General features: G+C 67.3%; 15 protein-coding genes. 5 read left to right on the top strand and 10 right to left on the bottom strand.

Annotated elements, in window-relative coordinates; genetic code table 11:
- The coding region (locus KDB67_RS05780; protein ID WP_291013524.1) for a YbjN domain-containing protein at window positions 1-543 on the bottom strand (543 nt) is incomplete at its 3' end.
- Window positions 544-572: 29 nt separating this feature from the next.
- Window positions 573-1,958: a D-inositol-3-phosphate glycosyltransferase gene (gene mshA, locus KDB67_RS05775; RefSeq protein WP_291013522.1), complete on the bottom strand. Its 1,386-nt coding sequence runs from the start codon at window positions 1,956-1,958 to the stop codon at window positions 573-575.
- A 106-nt stretch (window positions 1,959-2,064) separates the two neighbouring features.
- Between mshA and KDB67_RS05770 the strand changes: the two genes are divergently transcribed.
- The 4 genes from KDB67_RS05770 to KDB67_RS05755 all read left to right on the top strand — a co-directional run bounded on the left by KDB67_RS05770 (window position 2,065) and on the right by KDB67_RS05755 (window position 8,428).
- Entirely contained in the window at window positions 2,065-3,060 is a 996-nt protein-coding gene (locus tag KDB67_RS05770; RefSeq protein ID WP_291013530.1) for a zinc ABC transporter substrate-binding protein, read from the top strand.
- 4 nt (window positions 3,061-3,064) lie between these two features.
- A complete protein-coding gene (locus KDB67_RS05765; RefSeq protein WP_291013521.1) occupies window positions 3,065-3,877 on the top strand; it encodes a metal ABC transporter ATP-binding protein in 813 nt (270 codons plus the stop codon).
- Window positions 3,874-4,746, top strand: a complete 873-nt coding sequence (locus tag KDB67_RS05760) for a metal ABC transporter permease (RefSeq protein WP_291013519.1) — start codon at window positions 3,874-3,876, stop codon at window positions 4,744-4,746. The genes KDB67_RS05765 and KDB67_RS05760 overlap by 4 nt, the downstream gene beginning before the upstream one ends.
- A gap of 235 nt (window positions 4,747-4,981) precedes the next feature.
- Window positions 4,982-8,428: an Ig-like domain-containing protein gene (locus tag KDB67_RS05755; RefSeq protein WP_291013518.1), complete on the top strand. Its 3,447-nt coding sequence runs from the start codon at window positions 4,982-4,984 to the stop codon at window positions 8,426-8,428.
- A gap of 1 nt (window position 8,429) precedes the next feature.
- Here KDB67_RS05755 and KDB67_RS05750 read toward each other — a convergent pair whose 3' ends face one another.
- On the bottom strand, window positions 8,430-9,977 hold the full coding sequence (locus KDB67_RS05750; protein ID WP_291013517.1) for a carboxylesterase/lipase family protein: 1,548 nt from the start codon (window positions 9,975-9,977) through the stop codon (window positions 8,430-8,432).
- A gap of 28 nt (window positions 9,978-10,005) precedes the next feature.
- Window positions 10,006-10,512 carry a DUF2599 domain-containing protein gene (locus KDB67_RS05745; RefSeq protein WP_291013516.1) on the bottom strand — a complete coding sequence of 169 codons (507 nt, stop codon included), beginning with the start codon at window positions 10,510-10,512 and terminating at the stop codon, window positions 10,006-10,008.
- Window positions 10,513-10,577: 65 nt separating this feature from the next.
- On the opposite strand from KDB67_RS05745, the gene KDB67_RS05740 reads away from it, so the two are divergent.
- Window positions 10,578-11,384, top strand: a complete 807-nt coding sequence (locus KDB67_RS05740) for an alpha/beta hydrolase (protein WP_291013514.1) — start codon at window positions 10,578-10,580, stop codon at window positions 11,382-11,384.
- Window positions 11,385-11,405: 21 nt separating this feature from the next.
- Here the strand turns inward: KDB67_RS05740 and KDB67_RS05735 are convergent, their stop codons facing one another.
- From KDB67_RS05735 to KDB67_RS05710, 6 genes are all read right to left on the bottom strand, one after another.
- Window positions 11,406-12,956 (bottom strand): carboxylesterase/lipase family protein, encoded by a 1,551-nt coding sequence (locus KDB67_RS05735; protein ID WP_291013512.1) that lies wholly within the window; start codon window positions 12,954-12,956, stop codon window positions 11,406-11,408.
- Between the two features lie 127 nt (window positions 12,957-13,083).
- On the bottom strand, window positions 13,084-14,037 hold the full coding sequence (gene rlmB / locus KDB67_RS05730) for a 23S rRNA (guanosine(2251)-2'-O)-methyltransferase RlmB (protein ID WP_291013510.1): 954 nt from the start codon (window positions 14,035-14,037) through the stop codon (window positions 13,084-13,086).
- Complete coding sequence (cysS, locus tag KDB67_RS05725) at window positions 14,038-15,444, bottom strand: cysteine--tRNA ligase (protein WP_291013509.1); 1,407 nt, start codon at window positions 15,442-15,444, stop codon at window positions 14,038-14,040.
- Between the two features lie 11 nt (window positions 15,445-15,455).
- On the bottom strand, window positions 15,456-15,920 hold the full coding sequence (gene ispF / locus KDB67_RS05720) for a 2-C-methyl-D-erythritol 2,4-cyclodiphosphate synthase (protein WP_291013508.1): 465 nt from the start codon (window positions 15,918-15,920) through the stop codon (window positions 15,456-15,458).
- 13 nt (window positions 15,921-15,933) lie between these two features.
- Window positions 15,934-16,626 (bottom strand): 2-C-methyl-D-erythritol 4-phosphate cytidylyltransferase, encoded by a 693-nt coding sequence (gene ispD, locus KDB67_RS05715; protein WP_291013507.1) that lies wholly within the window; start codon window positions 16,624-16,626, stop codon window positions 15,934-15,936.
- Between the two features lie 3 nt (window positions 16,627-16,629).
- Window positions 16,630-17,118, bottom strand: a complete 489-nt coding sequence (locus KDB67_RS05710) for a CarD family transcriptional regulator (protein WP_291013506.1) — start codon at window positions 17,116-17,118, stop codon at window positions 16,630-16,632.
- Window positions 17,119-17,437: the final 319 nt, after the last annotated feature.

Below are 17,437 nucleotides of genomic sequence, written 5' to 3'. Positions count from 1 at the left end.
GGCCTCGCCGGGTAGGGGTTCGCCGGGGTCGGGGAGGGCGTCCTTGTCGATGATGTGCTCGAAGGCTCGCAGGTTGTGCAGGGGTTCGCCGCGGGAGACACGCCAGGCCCATTCGCGCTGGATGGAGGTGTGGAAACCGATCTCGAGCAGAATGTTGAAGTCGCTGTCGGCGGCTTCGAGGACCTGCCCGAGGAGGCGATCGATCTCGTCTCCGGTGACCGCGTCGGCGGAGATGCGGCCGACGAGATAGATGTCGCCGACGTTGTCGAGGGTGTACGCGACGCCGTAGATGCGCCGGTTACGTTTGAGCAGGTATTTGTACACCTCCTCGAAGTCCTCGTCGGGACGCCGGCACACGAAGGCCTCCACCCGCAGCCCGTGTTGCTCGGCGGTGAGCAGCACCGTGGTCTTGAGCTTCTTCTCACCGGGCAGCTCGAGGACGAAGTGTGCGGCCTGCGCACCTCCGGAACTCTTTGTGCTGTAGCCGATCTCGCGTTCAGTGAGCGCAGACTCGACGACCTGGGCGATTTCGCTGTATCCCATGCGGATTTTCCGTTCCCTTCTCTCGCGATTCAGGCGCCCACGCGGGTCCGCCGTCGCAGCCAGCTCCGGCGCATCCGCTGGCCGATGCCATCGGCCATTCCGAGAGTGCCCCTGGAACCCAGATGTTCTTTGAGCACAGCGTGTTTGGATGATTCCAGCGAACTCATCGCGCGACCGTAGCTGACCAACAATGCGTCGACGGTGTGCTCCCAGGAGAACTGTTCGGCGTGACCCCGCGCCGAGGCCGCGAGTTCGGCCAGTCGATCCGGTTGCCACAGAAGGCTTTCCAGCGCCGATGTCCACGTGTCGATCTCATGCCCGTCGACGAGCAGACCACTGTGCCCGTCGGCGACGGCCACTTCGAGTCCGCCGACGCGGGCCGCGATCACCGGCGTTCCACAGGCCTGCGCCTCGATGGCCACCATCCCGAAGCTTTCCGAATAGCTGGGCATCGCAAAGAGATCCGATGCGCGATAGACGTCGGCGAGACGATCGGACGGTTGCGGCGGCAGGAACGTGACGGCGTCGGAGATGCCAAGTTGTGCGGCCTGCTCGATCAGCGCTCCGGGCCGTTCGAGTCCGGTCCCCGACGGACCGCCGACAATCAATACCCGCAGCGGCCGCACACCCGAATCCGGTTGCCGCGAACGGTGAATCAGCGGAGCCGCCGCGGCCAGCAACACATCGGGAGCCTTGAGCGGCTGGATACGGCCGACGAAGGTGACAACCTGCTCGCCGGGGTCGAGCCCGAGTTCGGCCCGCGCCTTGGGCATCGAACCCGTTGTGTAACAGTCGAGGTCGGCGCCGGGGTAGACGACGTCGATGCGGTCGGGGTCAGCGCCGTACATCGAGACTAGTTCGGCGGCCTCGGTTTCGGTATTGGCCACCAGCCGGTCGGCCTCGTCGACGACCTGTTGTTCGCCGATCTCCCGCAGGCGCGGTTCGGCGGTGTCCCCCTTGGCCAGGGATGCGTTCTTGACGGCGGCGAGCGTGTGCGCGGTGTGCACCAGCGGCACACTCCAGCGGTCCCGGGCCAGCCACCCCACCTGCCCCGACAACCAGTAGTGCGAGTGGATGAGGTCGTAGTAGCCGGGGTCGTTCATGGCCTCTGCCCGCAGCACCCCGGCGGTGAACGCACACAGTTGGGCGGGCAGATCCGTCTTGTCGAGGCCCTCGAACGGGCCGGCGACGACGTGGCGCACCAGTACTCCGGGCGCGGCGTCGACGACGGGCGCGTCCGCTGACGACGTGGCGCGGGTGAAGATCTCGACCTGCACCCCGCGCCGGGCGAGCCGGATGGCGGTCTGCCAGACGTACACGTTCAGCCCGCCCGCGTCGCCCGTGCCCGGCTGCGCCAGCGGTGAGGTGTGCACGGAGATCAGTGCGACACGACGCGGCACCGGAAGCACGGACATGACGTCCACCTTAATCGCCCGGCTGAAGCTCCTCCGATTCGTCGGCGGGCCATTCATCCTCTACACTGCTTTCGGTAACGGTTTTCATTTGCGTAAGGCGGTCCTCATGAAGCGGCGAGCATTGGTGAGCACGGCGGCGTTGGTCGGGGCGGGCGTCCTGGTCCTGTCCGGTTGCTCCGACAACGGCGACAACGGCGACAGCTCGGCATCCCCGGGCACCGCGACGCCCGGCGTCCCCACCATCGTCACCTCGACCGACGTGTGGGGTTCGGTGGCGACCGCCGTCGCGGGCGACAAAGCCAAGGTCATCGCCCTGTTCACCAACGCACAGGGCGACCCGCACGAGTTCGAGCCACCGGCGGCCGACACCGCAAAGATCGCCGACGCCGACATCATCCTGATGAACGGCGGCCACTACGACCAGTATCTCGAGGACGCGTCCAAGAGCAGCGATGCCACCGTCGTCAACGCATTCAAACTCCTCAGCGACGACCACGACGACCACGACGACCACGACGACCACGACGACCACGACGATGACGACAGCGACGATCACCAGCACCACGGCGACGCCAACGAGCACGTCTTCTACGACCTGGAGCTGGTCGGCGACGTCGCCGACGAACTCGCCGATGCGCTCGCCACGAAGAACCCCTCGGCCAAGACCACCTACGAGGCCAATGCCGACCGCTTCGAGAACAACATCGACGCCCTGCGCACCCAACTCGCCGACATCAAACGCACCCACAACGGCGCGCAGGTCGCCCAGACCGAACCGCTCGCCGGATACCTGCTCACCGAGGCCGGGCTGAACGACATCGCGCCGACCGGGTTCACCCGGTCAGTCGAGGCCGGACAGTCGCCGTCGGCCGCCGACCGTGCCGCCGTCGAGGACCTGCTCAAACAGCACCGCGTCAAGGCGTTCGTCTACAACGTGCAGGAAGTCGACCAGGTCACCGAGGCGCTGCTGAAGGTCGCGCAGTCTTCGAAGGTGCCGGTCGTCGAGTTCACCGAGACGCTGCCCGACGGCGTCGACAATTACATCGGCTGGCAGCGCGGACAGATCCGGTCGCTCGCCGACGCACTCGGCACCGCACAATAGTCGGGTGAACAGCCCATCACCCCGGGGCCACCGGCCGGTGGCCCGATTCGGTCACGCCCGCCTGGCATTCGGCGACCGCGTCCTGTGGGACGACCTCGACCTGACCATCGAACCCGGCGAATGGATCGCGGTCCTGGGCCCCAACGGGTCCGGCAAGACGTCGTTTCTGCGGACTTTGCTGCATCAGTACCCGCTGAGCTCGGGCGAGCTGGAGGTCACCGACGCCGTCGGCTACATCCCGCAACAACACGCCGACGACGCCGACACGATGGCTCTGCGTGGTCGCGACCTGGTCGGTTTCGGTGTCGACGGCCGATCATGGGGGCTCGGGCTGCGGGGCCGGGCACGCCGGCGCCAGATCGTCGACGACGCGCTGGCGCAGGTCGGCGCCGAGAGGTACGCCGGCGCCCCGCTCGGTGTGCTCTCCGGTGGTGAACAGCAACGGCTGCGGGTCGCGCAGGCACTGACCGCCGACCCCGCCCTCCTGCTCTGCGACGAGCCGCTGGCCAGCCTCGACCCGGCCAATCAGCAGTTGGTCGTCGAGCTGATCGACGCCCGGCGCCGCAATGCCGGCACCGCCGTGGTGTTCGTGACGCACGAGATCAATCCGGTGCTCCCCTATGTGGACCGCGTGCTGTACCTGGTGGGCGGGCAGTTCCTCGTCGGGCCGCCCGATGAGGTGATGACCACCGAAACGCTGTCGAAGCTGTACGGCAGCGATATCGAGGTGATCCGCGTCGGCGGGCGCCTCCTGGTTGTCGGCGGCGAGGACGGCCATCACTGCATGGGCGACGCGCACTCCGACGGTGCCGCGTGAACGCGCCGCTGGCCGCATCCCGGGTCGAGCTGCACCAGTTCTGGGACTTCTCGCAGACCGCCGACCTCCTGCAACGCGACTTCGTGCACCAGTCGCTGCTGGCGCTGGCGCTGGTCGCGCTGATGGGCGGGGTGATCGGGCCGCTGGTGATCGCGCGGCAGATGTCGTTCGCGGTGCACGGCGTGGGCGAGTTGTCGCTGACCGGCGCGGCCGCGGCGCTGCTGCTCGGGGTAAGCGTCAACCTCGGCGGCGTCGGCGGTGCGGTGGTGGCCGCGGCCATCTTCGGGTTCCTCGGCAACAAGGCCCGCGAACGCGACTCGGTGATCGGCGTGCTGATGGCGTTCGGTCTCGGCCTGGGCGTGCTGTTCATCGCCCTCTACGACGGCCGCACCACCACCGCCTTCGCGCTGCTCACCGGACAGGTCGTCAGCGTCACCACGTCGGGCCTTGTGGCCGCGGCCGTGACCGCGGTCATCGTCCTGACGGGCATGGCGATCATCTACCGCCCCCTGCTGTTCGCCTCCCTCGACCCACGCGTCGCCCAGGCCCACGGCGTACCGATGCGACTGCTGTCGGTGGTGTTCGCGGTGCTGATGGCCTTGGCCGTCGCGCAAGCCGTGCAGATCATCGGCGCATTGCTGGTGATGTCGCTGATGATCACCCCCGCGGCCGCCGCATCCCGCGTCAGTGCGAACCCAGCCGTCGTCCTGGGCCTCGCGGTCCTGTTCGCCGAGATCGCCGCCATCGGCGGAGTCATCCTGTCCCTGGCACCCGGCCTGCCCGTATCGGTGTTCGTCACCACCATCTCGTTCCTGATCTACGCCGCCTGCCGCCTCATCGGCCGCCGCCGGATCTGGGCCACCCGATAGCCCACATCTCCGCACAGGCGGTGCCAACCGGCATCTTTTGTGCTGCACACTAATTATTGGGCTTGTAGTCCGAACGGTTGAACTTTTCTCGGCATTCCGAATCACACCGCCGCGACCAGCAGAAACAGTCCGGCCGAGTAGTTCGAAGCGAAAATTGCGTAGTTTGAGGCATTCCCCCAGGCATCACTTTGAGCGATTGTTGACTCTATCTATCTGATCTCGCCTGGAGGATGCCATGCGTATCTCGCAGAAGAACCGCGTCCGCCTGATCGCCGCAGCCGCCGGGGTCAGCTTGTTCCTCAATCCCGGCCAGGCCGCCGCCGACCAGACCGGAAGCCTGTCCGAGTCGTCTTCACAAGGCAGTGCGACCAGCGGCAGTGCGACCAGCGGTTCCGGCGAAGCACCGAGCGGCGGCACCCCGTCGGGCAACGCCAATACCGACAGGGGTGACTCGGATACCGGCGACGGCAACTCCGCCGACGACGGGTCGCCGGGCGACCCCAGTCCCTCCGATGGCGGCAGCCCCTCCGATGGCGGCGAATCACCCGGCGGCGGTACCGGGTCCGGCGCCGGCGGATCGCCCGGTGACGGCGGATCACCCGGCACCGGAACCGGCACCGGAACCGGCGATGGTGGATCGCCCGGTGACAACGAATCCCCGGGTGCGCAAACCCCGGTCACCGACACCCCCGCCAACGGCGCGGCAACAACCCCCGACACCTCGTCCACCCACAACGGTTCCGCCGGCATCGAACCCGTAGAAGAGTCCACCGACACCACACCCCCGACCACCACACCCCCGACCTATGCCGGAACGCCGGCCTACACCGGTTCAGCCGAGGGCGGCGGCGCCTCCTCCGGCACCAATCCACCGGCGAATACCACCCCACCGGCCACCGATCAATCCACCTTCTCCGAACCCGGAACAACCACAGCCACCACCGAACCCGGCCCCGGCCCCGGCCCCGGCGAACGCGTTACGACAGAACCCACCGACACCGGGCAGACAGATACGACCCAACCCAACACCACACAAACCGACACCCCACAGATGCTCGCGTTCTCCACCCCTGCAAGCATCCTCACCGAAACAGGCGACACCCCACAAACTTTCGCACCCGCCGCATTCCTCAACGCCGGCCCGACCACCACGACGGCAACCACCCCGCCGACCACCACCGGACAAGCGGTCGCCGGGCTGTTCGTCATTCTGGGTCTGCCCACCCTCGGCGGCCCGGCCGCCACCACCTACGCCACCCACCCCGCCCCGTGGACCCTGCTGTGGTGGGTTCAACGCACCAGATCCTTCCTCCACAACCAAACCCCCACCGCCACACCCACTCTGCAACCCACCATCGACGGCTACACCATCAGCTTGAACGCCACCGACCCCGACTGCGACCCGCTCACCACCACCATCGCATCCGGGCCGGCGAACGGCACCGCAGTGGTCAACAGCGATGGCACGATCACCTACACCGCCAGTCCGGGCAGCCCCACCGCCGACCAATTCACCGTCAAGCTCTCCGACACCGGCCCCCACTTCCACGGCCTGGCGAGCCTGCTGAGCATCTTCACCGGCCGGGACCCGCACACCCGGTACGTCACGATCAACGTCCCCGCACCCACCAACCAGGCCCCGACGATCAACCTCGCGCCACCGTCACAGCCGGCACTCGGATCAGGAACCGTCACGGGCACCCTCACCGCAACCGACCCCGACTCCGACCCGCTGACGTTCACAGTGAACGGCGCAAACACCACCGGCACAAACATATTCACCACCGCCAAGGGCGCGACACTGCTCCTCGACCCGGCAATGGGCACCTACACTTACATCCCGTCCGGCGCCCAGCGATTGGCAGCCTCCTACCTCCATGCCACCAGCGACGACCTCGACGAAACACTCACCATCACCGTCGATGACGGACGCGGCGGAACCGACAGCGCAACCGTCATCGCCCCCGTCGCCGGAATCGTGCTCCCCGGCTCACCCAATGGCAACCTCCCGATCGCCGCTGACGGCACCGCCTACCAGGTCAGCTTCGATTACGATCCCGACACCGGAGTCGTCACCAATTACGTCACCGTCATCACCCCCACCGGCACCACGATCGTCACCACGGTCGCCGGCGACCCCTACAGCGACATCCAGGTCGATCCCGGCGGCACCGCCCATCTGGCCAGCTACACCTACAACCCCGACACGGGCGAATCCGAGTTCTATATCGCCGCCATCACCCCCTCCGGGACCTCAACCGCCACGCAACTCACCGGCGTACCCATCGGCAGCCTCCAGGTCGCCCCGAACGGCACGGTCTACCAGGTCATCCGCACCGACGATCCCGTCAGCGGCGATGCCGTGTACCACACCACCACCATCACCCCCGCCGGGACCACAACCGTCACCGAACTCATCGGCACAGTTGCCGACCTCCGGATCGCGCCCAACGGCACCGCTTACCACACCACCTCCACCTACAACGGCTCCACCGGTCAGTACACCACCTACGTCACCACCATCACGACGACCGGCACATTGACCGCCGTCATCCCACTCGCCGGCGCACCCGGCGGCCTCCAGTTCGCCCCCGACGGCACCGCCTACCAAACCACCTACACCGAAGACCCTGTCACCGGCGACACCATCACCAACGTCACCACCATCACAACCGCCGGCAACGCGATTCGGACCTCACTCTTCGGCTACCCGTTCAGCGACCTCCTGATCGCCCCCGACAGCACCGCCTACCAATCCACCTACACCTACGACGCCACCACCGACGTCTACAACACCTACGTCACCGCCATCACCACCGACGGCACCGCAACCAGAATCTCGCTACTCGACGCCATCCCCGGCCACCTCCAGATTGCCCCGGACGGCACCGTCTACCAGACCACCTACACCTACGACCCCGTCGCAGGCGACGCCACGTATGTCATCGCCATCACCGGCACCGCCGTCGACCTCGAGGTGAGGGCCGACGGCACCCCCAACGGCGGCCCGGTGATCGCCACCGACGGCACCGTCTACCAGACCACCTACACCTACGACCCCGCCACCGGCGACCTCGTCTACAACGTCGTCGCCATCACCGCCATCGGCGGCCTCGCGTTCACCCAGCTCGACGGCGCGCCCTACGGCGACCTCCAGACCGCCCCCGACAACACCGCCTACTACACCCTCTACACGTACGACCCCACCGGCGACATCTCCTTCTTCATCACCGCCGTCGACAGCAGCGGCGTCCTCACCGCCACCACCCCGCTTTCCGGCGTCCCCACCGGCGGCCTCACCTTCGCCCCCGACGGCACCGCATACCAGATCACCTACATCGACGACCCCGTCACCAGCGAAACCAGCTACTTCGTCACCGGTGTGGCCGACGGCATCGCAACCATCACCCCGCTCACCGGCTACTGGTACAGCGAGGTCCTGATCGCCCCCGACAGCTCCGCCCACCTGATCACCTACACCAGCGACCACGCCACCGGCGACATGACGTACTACGTCACCTCCATCACCGCCACCGGCGCCACCACCACCCCACTCGGCGGACAACCCTGGGGCGTCCCCCAGCTCAGACCTGACGGATCAGTCCTGCAGACGGTGGATGCGGGCAACGGCGTCACCCGCATCGTGGTCATCAAACCCGCCGACACGGCGCCGGTGGTGTGAATCAACCGGACAATTCAGTCGAATGCAGGCGCTGCCAGACCTCGCGTCGGCGGGCGTCTGGGTCGGTGTCGACGCGGCTCGGGTCGTCGATGATCAGGACGCGGCGGTCGGCGGTGGTGTAGGCGGGCCAGTCGCTGCCGGGATCGCGGTGGCGGGCGAAACCGCCCCAACGGCCCTGCACCTCGGCGACCAGGCGACTGACCGAACGCCAGTCGGCGATCGCCAGAAAACCGGCGACGTAGGTTTTCAGCGAACCGAACACCGCCAGCATCTCGGTGGTATGGGTGGCGCCGAAACCGCTCGCCTTGAGCAGTCGGGTCACGTAGTCGTAGCGGTAGTGGTAGGTGGGTGCCACCGCGCTGTGGCCGTCGACGAACACGCTGGTGGGGCCCCAGAACAGGAAATCGCCCGACAGTCGCGACTTGTCGGCCTTCTCCTCGCCGTAGACGGCGCGGATCGCCTCACCGCCCGCTGTACCGGCGAGCTTGTGGACGGTCTTCTCCACCGCCGGCGTCAGGTCGAAGAACCGGGCGAACAGCGCTCCTTCCTCCCGGTTGTTGCCGACGACCAGCGGGATCGGGTGAGTGACACCGGCGCGGGCGGCCTGCAGCGGCGACTGCGGCAGGATGTCGTCGCCGATGATCGGTGCCATCGGCAGAAACACCCCGACGTCGACCTTCATCGAATAGTCCATCAGCTTCTTGCCCGCCTGATGGATCGCGTGGCCCGACGCCCGCGACAGCAACCGGCGGGCCTGCCGGGCCGGGAACGGATGCCCGTCATGAGGAGCGCCCGGAGCCCGGAACGGATCGTCGAGGAGCCGCAGGAACTCGTCGGCGATGATGCGTGCGGTGTCCTGCTCGACGACGAGTTCGGGGGCCGGGCTCTCGGCGATCGCGGCGGCGAACAGTCCCTTCGCGGCGGGCACGGCGAGCAGTGCCAGCACCGACGAGCCGCCCGCGCTCTCCCCGAACACTGTGACGTTGTCGGCGTCGCCGCCGAATGCGGCGATGTTGCGCTGCACCCACTCCAGCGCTGCGATCTGGTCACGCAGGCCGAGATTGGTCTCGAACGGGTGCTCGGGATCGGCGTACTCGGTGACGTCGAGGAATCCGAACGGCCCGAACCGGTACTGGATGGTGACGACGACGACGTCCTGGTTGCGGGCGAGATGGGTACCGTCGTAGATGGGGGTGGCTGCCATCCCCATCAGGAAACCGCCGCCGTGGACAAATACCATCACCGGCCGCGGCGCCGATGGCACCGAGTCCGGCGAGAACACGTTGAGCGTGAGGCAGTCCTCGCTCATCGGCTGCAGCTTCAGCGGCGTGGTGAGCGTCAGGTACTTCTCCTGGATGAGCGCGTCGCCGAAGGAGTCACATTCGCGCACACCACGCCACGCTTCCGGCGGCTGCGGCGCGCGGAATCGCTTGTCGCCCAAAGGTGGCGCGGCGAACGGAATGCCCCGCCAGCTGATCGACCTACCGCGACCGCGACGGCCCCCGACCAGCCCCGATTCGGTGGCGATAACACGTTCCATCGATACCATCGGCCTTACTGTACTGCACCCAGGCGGATCAGGGGCCCGGCTCCTCGGCGAACCCGGGATTGCAGCGGGCCGCGATCATCTCGTCGGCGGTGACCACGGGTCTCTGCGGTTCCAGGTTCCAGCTCGTCTTGTCGGGAGCGACGAGCCGGGCGAACGTCCAATGGCAGTCGAATTGCGCTCGCATCCCGGGGCTGTCGGCGCTCGCGTCGAGTTTCTGCACCTCCGACCACGCCTCGTCGCCGGCCGTGGGGGCGTCGGCGTTGCGGCCCGAGAACGTCGGATAGATCTGCAGACTCGGCCCCACCTCGGTGTCGACCCACTGCACGTGGTCGATGTAGGGCGGCAGATATACCGGCGCCGGTGACGGTTCAACCGACGATTCGGATGTGGGTTCGGTCACCGGCGTCACGGAGCTGCTCGTCCCGGCCGACGTGCCGGCATCATCACCGGAGCCGCAGGCCACGGCACCGCACGCCACCACACATGCCGTCAGCGCCGCGCCGAGTGCCCGGACAACGGGCCGATCCTGATCCATACGGTCACGATAGTTGCCCGATCTTTCCACAATCGTGCTCCACCGGCGATGCGGCGTCTGACACCATGGTCGTCATGTCCGTGGCTATCGGCGAGCGCCGAGACGGTGGGGTGTACGTCGACATCGGCGGCACTCCGATCTGGCATCTGCACACCGGTAACCCCGCGGGACCGGCAACGGTCCTGCTCCACAGCCTGTTCGCATCGTCGGCGTCGTGGGCGGCGCAGGTACTCGACTTCGGTGACGGCGGCCTCGACCTGTACACCCCCGAACGGGTGGGTCACGGCCACAGCCCCGACACCGACGAGCCGTTCACGCTCGAAGGCACCGCACAACTGCTGATCGACTACCTGGAGACGGTCGTCCGGCGTCCCGCGCACCTGGTCACCTGGAGCGAGGGCGCCGTCGTCGCCCTGCTCGTCGCCCGTCAGCGCCCCGATCTGGTACACAAGCTGGTCCTGGCCTGCGGATATATCAATTCGGCTGCGATTGAGCCCGATGTGTTCATCGAGCCGCTGGCCCGGCGCGACCCGCTGATCATCGACCTGCTCCGCGAGTTGTTTCTCGCGTTCTCCCCCGACGGTCCCGAACACTTCGACACCTACCTGGCCAAAGGCACCGACCTGATGATCCCGGGACCGGCCTACACCGCCCAGGACTTCGCATCAGTGCAGGCCCCGACGCTCATACTGGCCGCCGACCGAGGCGGCATCGTCATCGAGCATGCCGTGGAACTATCCCGGACGCTGCCGCACGGGCGGCTGGCGGTCGTGCCCGGCACCCACTATCTGCCGGTCGAATCACCCGAGGTGGTCAATCCGCTGGTGCTCTCGTTTCTGGCGGCCGACCCGCCGACCGCCTGGGACCTGTGATCGCCGGCCTGTGATACCGGGTCAGTGAGCCCGGGCCGCGTGCGCCTTCTGCCAAGCCTGGCGACGCTCGCCACCGGGATCGACGCGGACGTGGCACGGGTCGTCGATCAGCAGCACCCGGCGCTGGTTGGTGGTGTACTTGGGCCAGCCGGCGACCGGGGTGTGCACGAGTGCGAAGTTGCCCCAGTGCCGTTGCACGGTGCGGGTGACCCGCTCGGCCGAACGCCACGAACCCACCGCGATACCCGCGCCGAGGGCAGTACGGAACGCCCCGAACACCGCGAACAGTTCCATCGCGTGTGTCGCGCCGAAACCGGTCTTCTCCAGCACCTTGGTCGCGAAGTCGTACCGGTACACGTAAGTCGGAGCCACCGCGCTGTGCCCGTCGGCGATCGTCACCGACGGCGCCCAGAACACCGCATCCGCCGACAGCCGGACACCGTCGGGGCCGTCTTTCTCATACAGTGCCGAGATCTCGTTCCAGCTGTCGATACCCGCGGCGTCGATGACCGTCTTCTCCGCCGGTGGCAGGATATTCCAGGTCTTGGCGAAAAGCAGTCCCTCGTCGTTGTTGGTGCCGATGATCAGCGGCACCGGCAGCAGTTTGCCCGCCTGCGCCGCCGCCAGTGGCGCCTCCGGCAGGATGTCATCGCCGATAACCGGGCCGTAGGGTACGGGCGAAACGATGTCGGTGTGCTTGGCGTAAGCCAACAACCGGGCACCGGCCTTGTGCAGGTCCGCCGCCGACGCCTTGGTCAGCAATTGCCGGGCCCGCTCGGGGGTGATCGGCTCCTCGTCGCGTGCGCCCGCCCGGTACTCGGGGCTTTCCAGGATTCGCAGGAACGCATCGGCGTAGAGGCGTGCGTCGGAGGCTTCGACGACCAGCTCCGGCGCGGGACTCTGGGCGATCGCCGCGTGGAACAGCCCCTTCGAGGCGGGACTGGCCAACAAGGCCAGGACGGCCGACCCGCCGGCGCTCTCACCGAAGATCGTCACATTGCCGGGATCACCGCCGAACGCCGCGATATTGCGCTGCACCCATTCGAGGGCAGCAAGGTGATCACGGATGCCGACGTTGCTGTCGAAGGTGCGTTCGTCGGTGGAGTACGACGAGAAGTCCAGGTAACCGAACGGCCCGAACCGGTACTGGACGGTCACCACGACCACGTCCTGCGTCCTGGCCAGCGCCGATCCGTCGTACAGCGGGGTGGCCGTGGTGCCCAGGATGTAGGCACCGCCGTGGATGAACACCATCACCGGCCGGGGCGTCGACCGCACGGTGTCGGGGGAGAATACGTTGAGGGTGAGGCAGTCCTCCCCGATCGGCTGGTACTTGCCGGGGCCGACGGCGGTGAAACGTTTTGCCTGTACGGCGGCCTTGCCGTAGGCGTTCGCGGGGCGCACCCCCGGCCACGGGGTGGCAGGCTGCGGGGCGCGCAGCCGGTTGCCCGCGATCGGCGGCGCGGCGAACGGGATGCCCTTCCAGCTGATCGTCCCCTTACGGGTCCGCTTCCCATTGACGCCCTCGACCAGTCCGAGGTCCGTGGGAACGATGCTGCTGAGCTTTGTCATCATTCAAATGTAGCGGGCCCGGAAGGTCCTCCGAAGCAGACATCCGTCATAAACCCCACCGCTGGGCGGGAGCGTCACAACAATGTCGATGCTCCCGCCCAGCGGTGGGGTTTGTGACGGGCCGGAGCTATGACAGGCGTCGCTGCCGGGAGAATTCGGCCAGCACCACACCGGCGGCGACTGATGCGTTGAGGCTCTCCACGTCGCCGGCCATCGGGATGGACAGGATCGAATCGCAGCTCTCGCGGACCAGCCGCGACAGGCCCTTGCCCTCGGAGCCGACGACGATGACCGTCGGTCCAGTGCCGTCGTAGTCATCGAGGGTCACATCGCCACCGGCGTCGAGGCCGACGAGCTGAACCCCCGATGAAGCCCAATCCTTCAGTGTGCGAGTCAGATTGGTGGCCTGCGCGACGGGCAGCCGGGCGGCGGCACCGGCGCTGGTGCGCCAGGCGACGGCGGTGACGCTGGCGCTGCGGCGCTGCGGGATCAGCACCCCGTGCCCACCGAACGCGGCCACCGAACGGATCACCGCACCCAGGTTGCGGGGGTCGGTGATGTTGTCGAGGGCCACCAGCAGCGGCGGGGTGCCGCTGGCCTGCGCCTGGGCCATCAGGTCGTCGGGATGGGTGTATCGGTACTCCGGAACCTGAAGTGCCACACCCTGATGCAGACCGTTGGAGGCGATCCGGTCGAGTTCGGGCTTGGTGGCCTCCAGGATCGCGATGCCCTTGTCGGCGGCCAGACCGACCGACTCGGACACCCGATCATCCGGGTCGGAGTTGACGGCCACGTACAGCGCTGTTGCCGGCACCCCGGCACGCAGGCATTCGAGCACCGGGTTACGGCCCACGACATACTCGGGACCGTCCTCGCGTCTGCGTGTATTGGGCCGTCCCGCAGTACGTTTCGCGTTGGCAGCGGCTTTCTTGTGGGCCGCGTGGTACGGCCGGTCGACGGCCTTGGGGGTGGCGCCGCGCCCTTCCAGACCGCGCCGACGCTGGCCACCGGAACCGGTGACCTGTCCCTTCTTAGTGCCGTCCTTGCGAATAGCGCCCCGCCGCTTGGAATTTCCGGCCATCTACTCAGTTCCCCTTCGGGTGGGTTCTTTGAGGGACCATTTGGCCCCGTCGGGGGTGTCGGTGACCTCGATACCGGCCTGCGTGAGGCGGTCCCGGACGGCATCGGCTGTGGCCCAGTCCTTCTCGGTCCGCGCCTGCGCCCGGCGGTCGAGTTCGGCCCGCACCAGGACGTCGAGTGAGGCCGTCGCGGTTGAATCGTCGCCGTCGGACAACCAGCGCTCATCGAGCGGGTCGACGCCGAGAACTCCGGTCATCGCACGCACCGTCGAGGCCGTCTGCGCGGCAGCCGCGCCGTCGCCGGACTCGAGTTCGGAGTTGCCGTGGCGAACCGCGTTGTGCACCACCGCCAGTGCGGCGGGCACCCCGAGATCGTCGTCGAGCGCTTCGGCGAACTCCGCCGACACCTCACCGACCTTGACCTCGCCGACCCGCTCGGCCACCCGGTGCAGGAACGACTCGATGCGCCGGTATCCGGCCGCGGCCTCGGCGAGCGCGCCGTCGGAATACTCGAGCATCGACCGGTAGTGGGCACTGCCCAGGTAGTACCGCAGTTCGACAGGCCGTACCTTGCCCAGCATCGCCGGCATCGAGACCACATTGCCGATCGACTTCGACATCTTCTCGCCTGCCAGGGTCACCCAGCCGTTGTGCAGCCAGTAGTTCGCGAAACCGTCGCCGGCACCACGGGCCTGGGCGATCTCGTTCTCATGATGAGGGAAGATGAGATCCATTCCACCGCAATGGATATCGAATTGCGGACCGAGCAACGAGGTGGCCATCGCCGAGCATTCCAGATGCCATCCCGGCCGCCCCGGACCCCACGGAGTAGGCCACGACGGCTCGCCCGGTTTGACCGCCTTCCACAGCGTGAAGTCCCGCGGATCACGTTTGCCGGTGCCCGCGCTCTCGCCCTGATGCACGTCCTCGAGCCGATGCCCGCTGAGTGCGCCGTACTCGGGCAGGCTGCGCACATCGAAGTACACATTGCCGTCGGCGGCGTAGCCGTGCCCGTTGTCGATGATCCGCTGCATGTACTCGACCATCTGCGTCACGAATCCGGTGGCCCTCGGCTCCCCCGACGGCGGCAGCACGCCGAGCGCGTCGTAGGCGGCGGCGAATGCGCGCTCGTGGGTGGCCGCCCACTCCCACCACGGACGGCCCGCCTCGGCGGCCTTGCTGAGGATCTTGTCGTCGATGTCGGTCACGTTGCGCACGAACAACACATCGAGACCGGAGTACTCCAGCCAACGACGCAGGACGTCGAACGCGACACCACTGCGCACGTGACCGATATGCGGCAGTCCCTGCACCGTAGCGCCACACAGGTAGATCGACGCCTGTCCGTCGCGGTACGGAACGAAGTCACGTACCTCTCGGGCAGCGGAATCAAACAGGCGCAAGGTCACGACGCGCCATCTTACCCGTTAGTCACCAGCGCAGTCGCCATTGCGGCAACCCCCTCACCGCGCCCGGTCATCCCCAAACCGTCGGTGGTCGTCGCCGACACCGACACCGGCGCGCCCAGTGCCTCGCCGAGCACCCGCTGCGCCTCGTCGCGCCGCGGGCCGATCTTGGGCCGGTTCCCGATCACCTGCACCGCAGCGTTGACGACGGTCAGCCCGGCGGCCTCGACGAGTGTGGCGACGTGCCGGAGCATCTGCACCCCGCTCACGCCGGCCCACTCGGGCCGACCGGTGCCGAACACCGATCCCAGATCACCCAGGCCGGCGGCCGACAGCACCGCATCGCACAGCGCATGCGCACCGACGTCGCCGTCGGAGTGGCCTTCGCAGCCGGGTTCGCCGGGAAAATACAGGCCGACCATCCAGCACTCCGCCGCGGCGTCGACCCGATGGGCGTCCGTCCCGATACCGACTCTCACCAGATCCCCACTCTCACGACACCAGCATTCTGGCGATCCGCAGATCCCACTGCGTGGTGATCTTGAAACCCAGCGGGTCTCCGGGCACCACCGCCACGTCGATACCACAGCGTTCGGCCAGACCGGCGTCGTCGGTGGCCAGACCCTCGTTGTCGGCGTGGGCCCGAAGCAACGCCTCCCGGGTAAAACCCTGCGGGGTCGAAACCGCACGCAACGGTTCACGGTCCACCGTGTCGACGACCCGTTCGGCATTCGTTGAACCGGGAACCACCCGCTTGAGCGTGTCCGCCACCGGCAGACCCGGAACCACCGCCTGATGCCCGGCCACCACCGCGTCGACGACACGCCGGAACACCCCGGGCGGGGTCAGCGGGCGGGCCGCATCGTGCACCAGAATCACATCGGCATCGGCGCAGGCCGCGAGGCCCGCACGCACCGACTCGCTGCGATGGGCACCTCCCGGTACCACTGTCACGCCCGGCAACAGCTCACGGGCGTGAGCCACCAGTTCAGCGGGAACGACAACCACCACAAACGCGTCGATCCCGGCGCCGGCGATCCCGGAGACACAATGCTCCAGAATCGTCGAACCGCCGAGATCGACAAACGCTTTCGGGGAATCCTCCCCGAGCCGTACACCGGACCCCGCAGCGGGAACAATCACGCCCACTCGGGCGCGGCCGCCCACCAGTCCGGCTTCAGACACAGATCAGGACGCCGCAGCCAGAACCTCGTCGAGAATGCTCGTGGCCTTCTCGTCGTCGGTGTTCTGTGCCAGCGACAACTCATCCACGAGCACCCGGCGCGCACGCGTCAGGATGCTCTTCTCACCCGCCGACAAGCCCCGGTCCTGCTCACGACGCCACAGGTCACGCACGATCTCGGCGACCTTGATGATGTCGCCCGAGTTGAGCTTCTCCTGATTTGCCTTGAACCGACGTGCCCAGTTGGTGGGCTCCTCGGTGTGCGGGGCCCGCAGAACCTGGAAGACCTTGTCGAGACCCTCTTGCCCCACAACGTCGCGGACACCGACATCCTGAAGCTTCGACGACGGGATCTGAACCGTCATGTCGCCATCGGCCACCTTCAGAACGAGATATTCGATCTGCTCACCCTTGATGGTCCGCGTCACGATGTCCGAAACACGAGCCGCACCGTGACGGGGATACACAACGGTGTCGCCAACTTTGAAATTCAATGTTCTATGCCCCTTTCGAGTGACGCCAGTCTAACACGGCCGTTACCGGGCGGTTCACCAACGGTGCAGGTCAAGGCCCTGACGGCATGCTGCACAGGCGGTTTCACGAAGGTTTGCCGAGGTCGCATACCACCGTGATCCACGCCACGCAAGTACCTGTTTTCCGGGCGCTCGAAGCGCGCTCGGAGACACAATCCGGCAACCAATCTGCGACCCGGCAGGACTAACCCGCCACCGGCCCACTACGCTGCGTAGTGCAGAGTGTGCACGTTACGCACACCACCTTCATCTGAGGACCTTGGAGGAACGGGTGTCACAG

This window comes from Gordonia sp. (in: high G+C Gram-positive bacteria), from assembly GCF_020438995.1.
In the GTDB taxonomy this organism is placed as follows: Bacteria; Actinomycetota; Actinomycetes; order Mycobacteriales; family Mycobacteriaceae; genus Gordonia.
Note: the sequence above shows the minus strand (reverse complement) of the source record. Positions and strands in the feature narration are given on the sequence as shown.